The sequence below is a fragment of the Bradyrhizobium sp. WSM2254 genome, from assembly GCF_000472645.1.
Classification (GTDB): Bacteria; Pseudomonadota; Alphaproteobacteria; order Rhizobiales; family Xanthobacteraceae; genus Bradyrhizobium; species Bradyrhizobium niftali.
The window spans coordinates 90,870-95,498 of record NZ_KI421446.1; the positions used below are offsets into that span (position 1 = coordinate 90,870).

General features: G+C 63.8%; 1 protein-coding gene. It reads left to right on the forward strand.

All coding sequences use genetic code 11. The annotated features are described in order from the left end of the window. On the forward strand, positions 1 to 4,629 hold a 4,629-nt coding region (locus A3M7_RS45730; RefSeq protein ID WP_245284459.1), incomplete at both ends, for a DUF5801 repeats-in-toxin domain-containing protein.

Genomic DNA, 4,629 nt, shown 5'->3' on the forward strand with positions numbered 1-4,629 from the left:
CAACCTGGTCGGTGAGGGCGCGAGCCTCGGCATTACACTGACCGCGACCATCACCGACGGCGACAATGACACCGCGACGTCCTCGGCCACGATCGAGATCGTGGGCACCCAGGACTCCAGCATCAGCTTCCAGGATGACGGCCCCGCGGTCTCGGTTTCCGCCAATTCGGCCTTCCAGGTCGTCCACGACGAGACCCTGCTGCTGCAGAGCCCGCCGTTCGGCGACGACAATGACATTCTGTTCACGCCCGTCTTCAACGGCGTCAGCAATCCCGGACACGATCCGCAGGTTCTCTTCGGCCTTCCGATCGGGTATGCGCAGAGCAACGTCGCCGCGCTCACCATCGACAATGTGGACTACGGCACCGACGGCGCGGCCAAGACGGGCGCCCAGGTCTTCTCGCTGACACTGACCGACGCGCAGGGCCAGAGCACGACCGGCCCGGTCGATGCGATGCTCACCACGACGGAAGGGAAGGAGATCTTCCTGTTCCTCGAGAACGGCCTGATCGTGGGTCGTTACGACGGGGGCGATCCCGGCGATGACGTGACCGGCACCAACGATCCGGCCGCGTTTGCGATTGCGATCAATCCGGTGAGCGGCAAGGTGTCCGTCGTCCAGTATGTTTCGCTTCACCAGGACAGCGCCGATATCGGCGGCGATATCGATGAAGCGGTCTCGCTGGCAAACGCCCTCGGCCAGGTCAAGGCGACCGTGACGGTCACCGACGGCGACGGCGACCACGCGTCGGCGTCCGCCAACATTGCCGGTGACATCCGGTTCGAAGACGACGGCCCGCTGGTGGCGGCGACGCTGTCTCACAATTTCGGGGTGACGGCGGACGAGACACCGGGCAACCAGGCGAACGACGTTACTGGCCCGTTGCAGATCTTTGCGGACGTGCAGAATCCCGGCGATGATCCGGATAGGCCCGGGCCGGTGCTCGCCTACGCGACCAGCAGTGGCGCAGCCCTGAGCATCCTGCCGTATTTCGGCGTCGACGGCCCCGATCCGACTGCGGCGATCACCTATTCGCTCGAGCTGAAATCGTCCACGTCCGGGGTGACCTTGACGGACGGAACGGAGATCACCTTGTCGCAGGATCTTGCCGGCCGGGTGATCGGCACGGTGGGCCAGGACAATGTTTATCCCGAACTGAGCGGCAAGACCGCCTTTGCGGTCGCGATCGATCCGGTCACCGGCAAGGTCTCGGTGGTCGAATATCTCTCGCTGCATCACTCCGATACGTCCAATCCGAACGATCCGGCTTCGCTGGCCGCGGGCTCGATCTCGGCCGTCGTGACGATCAAGGATGGCGATGGCGACACCGCGTCCGCGTCGGCGGATATTTCGAGCAAGATCCACTTCAACGACGACGGTCCGGCGCTGACGATCGGTACCGACGTGACGGAGCCTGAATTTGTCGCACTCAAGCTGAATCTGGACGAGACGATCGGTCATTCGCCCGACCAATACAATGTCGGCGAGAGCGAGTCGGGCGGCGGCGCGCCGAACGGGATCGTCGACGACACGGCCAACGCCACCGTGACGTTCACGACGAACGCAGCCTCGACCGCCCAGATCGGCGAGTTGAAGATGGGTGAGGGGCTGCTGGCCCCGCTGTTCACGAATGCGGCGATCAATTACGGCGCCGACGGTGCCGCCCTGGTCAATCCCGTCACGTCCCTGCTCAGCCTCGTACTGACGGGCGCGCCCGAAGGGGGCGGGATCAAGACCAACCTTGTCGCGACGGCGCTGGAGGGTGGTCCGCTCGACGGTACGTCGGTGGGTCATCGGACCGTCTGGCTGACGCTCGAGAACGGTCAGATCGTCGGCCGCGTTGGCCACGATACGCAGTCCACGGGCGATGATTTCGTCGTCCTGCGCGTCTCTCTGAGCTCGGCGGATCCGGCGACGGCCCAGCTCGTGGTCGATCAATTCCTGCCGATCGATCACGATGCATCGGAGCCTGCCGGGTCCCGCTTGCCGGAGAATCCCTCGCTGTTCGACGAGTCGATCTCGTTGCTGACGGCGATTGCCGGCCAGAGCGTCGGCGTGAAGCTGACCGTGACGGTGACCGACGGCGATGGCGATCACGTCACGAAATCGGCCACCGCGACTCTCATCGACAACAGCAAATCCATCGTCTCGATCGACGATTCGGGTCCGACGATCTCCGCTTCGGAGGATTGCGTCGATACGCCGCTCACCTATGTCGGCATCAAGGCGGGCAATGTCGACGAGCGCGGTCTCGATGGTCCGAGCGATCAGGACGTGCTCTTGTCCGGCGTCGGTCAGGGCAATAGCCCGAACGCGAACACGATCAATACGACGGGGAGCGATATCGGCGTCGGCAACCAGTCGATCGAGGGCCATGAGGTCCACGGCGGCAAGGACCAGCCTGCGGAGATCCTGCGGCTCGACTTCGTCAACAATCTCACATTCTCTACCAATCCCTTCGCCTATAACGGGCACTACGAGGTCGATGCGGCCTCGTTCACGATCCACCAAATCCAGGGCAATCCGAGCAATACGGCGACGGTCTTCGTCCAGGTCTTCAACGCCAACGACAACACCAATTTCAACGACGACGGCAATCCGCTGCCGATCACGCTGAACAACATCACCGTGACCGGCGATGCCAGCTACACCAAGATTCCGGTCTATGACGGCAACACCCTGGTCGGCGTCGTCATCGTCGGCCTGAACGAGGGGGCCACCGTCACGGTCGACACGACCGACGACTTCAATCGTCTCGTCATCTCCAACTACGACAACGTCGCGTTCTCTAGCACGCCAAACGGCGCGCCGACGCTTCCGGCCGACCCGAATGATCCTCAGGAGGACAATGTCGGTCATCCGTTCTCGGTGAGCGGCATCTCGTCCGTGGTGTGCGCTCCCGCCACACTCAGCGTCACCCATGACGAGAGCGCGGGATTCGCTCCGCAATCCGGGCCGAACCCGGAGAACGACGTCGATCCCGCGACGGCCCCGAGCGTGCTGACAGGCGCGATTGCCGGCGCCGGCATTGCTACGGTGCTCGGCTACGCCGAGTCGACCGGCGCCGCCAGCACTCTGTTCACGACGCCCGATTTCGGCACGGATGGACCCGGCCCGGCCGGAGGTGTGTCCTATCAGCTGACGAATTCCGCCGGTGCCGGGTTCACCGGCCAGGATTCCGGACTGAACACCACGGTCGGCAACCACGACATCTTCCTGTTCACGGATTCCACCAACCCGAACATTGTCTGGGGCGTCGACGGCAACAACGTCCAGACCGGCGCGAAGGTGTTCGCGCTTTATGTCGACACCGACGGGCACCTCTGGGTCGCCCAGTTTGCGGCGATTGCGCACAATGTCGATGGCTCGACGCCTGCTGCCTATGACGATGAGGTCTCGATCACGAACGGCCTCGTGTACATCTCGGCCACCGCGACCGACGGTGACGGCGACACCGCCCATGCGGTTTCACCCGCCGGGCTTCACATCAATTTCCAGGACGACGGTCCGCATGCCTTTGCGGAAGCGCCGCAGAACGTGCTCGAAGGTTCTGCGCCGGTCACGGGGCAGCTCGATTTCGATCCGGGCGCCGACGGCGCAACCGTCACCGAGATCAACGGGGTGACCCTGTCGTTTGGCAATGACGGGTATTCCCAGGCGATCTCGCTCGCCCATGGCAGTCTCCAGGTCACCGCGGACGGTGCCTACAAGTTCGTTGCGCAGCCCGATGACGTCTACAAGACCGGCGGGCCGGCGAATTTCACGTACACCGTGACCGATGGCGACGGCGATACGTCGGGATCGACGGTATCGTTCGTGGTCACCGACGACAGCGACCCGACCAAGGTGACGTTGAACGACGTCACGGTGAACGAGGGCGTCGGTACGGCGACGATCTCGGCCAGCGTGGACCATGCACCGCAGGGCAGCGACCTCGTGCTGACACTGAGCAACGGCGCGAAGATCACGATCCTTGCCGGTCAGACCACGGGCACCTCGACGCCGTTCGCGGTGCAGGGCGACGATCCCTATGTCGATCACGAGAGCTACAGCGTCTCGGTCGCGGGTGCGACCGGCGGCAATTACGAAGCGCTGAACACGACCGACACGGCGACGGTGACGGTCAACGACACCATCGACACGACGACGGTGGACCTGAGCGCCTCGACGGTGCTGGAGGGAGCGTCGGCGAACTACGTGTTCACAGCGACGCTGTCGAACGTGTCGCACGGCAACACGGTGATCACGACCGACCAGGGCGTGATCACGATCACCGATGGCAACACCACGGGAACACTGACGATTGCGTCGGGCAATGGCGAGGATCCCTATCTGGACGCCAGCCAGCTGACGGCGACCATCACCAATGCGACCGGGGGCAACTTCGAGAGCCTGGTGGTTGGGACGGCGGCGGCGACGGCGCACGTCAACGACACGATCACCACCAATTTCGTGACGCTGCACGACGTCGTGGTGCTGGAGAACCAGACGATCATTTATACGGCGCAGGTGGACTACGCGCCGATCGATACGCCATTGACGGTAACTCTGAACAATGGGGTGGCGATCACCTTCGATCCCGGTCACTTGACGGCGTCGTCGGCTCCACAGCCGGCGCAGGGCGACGA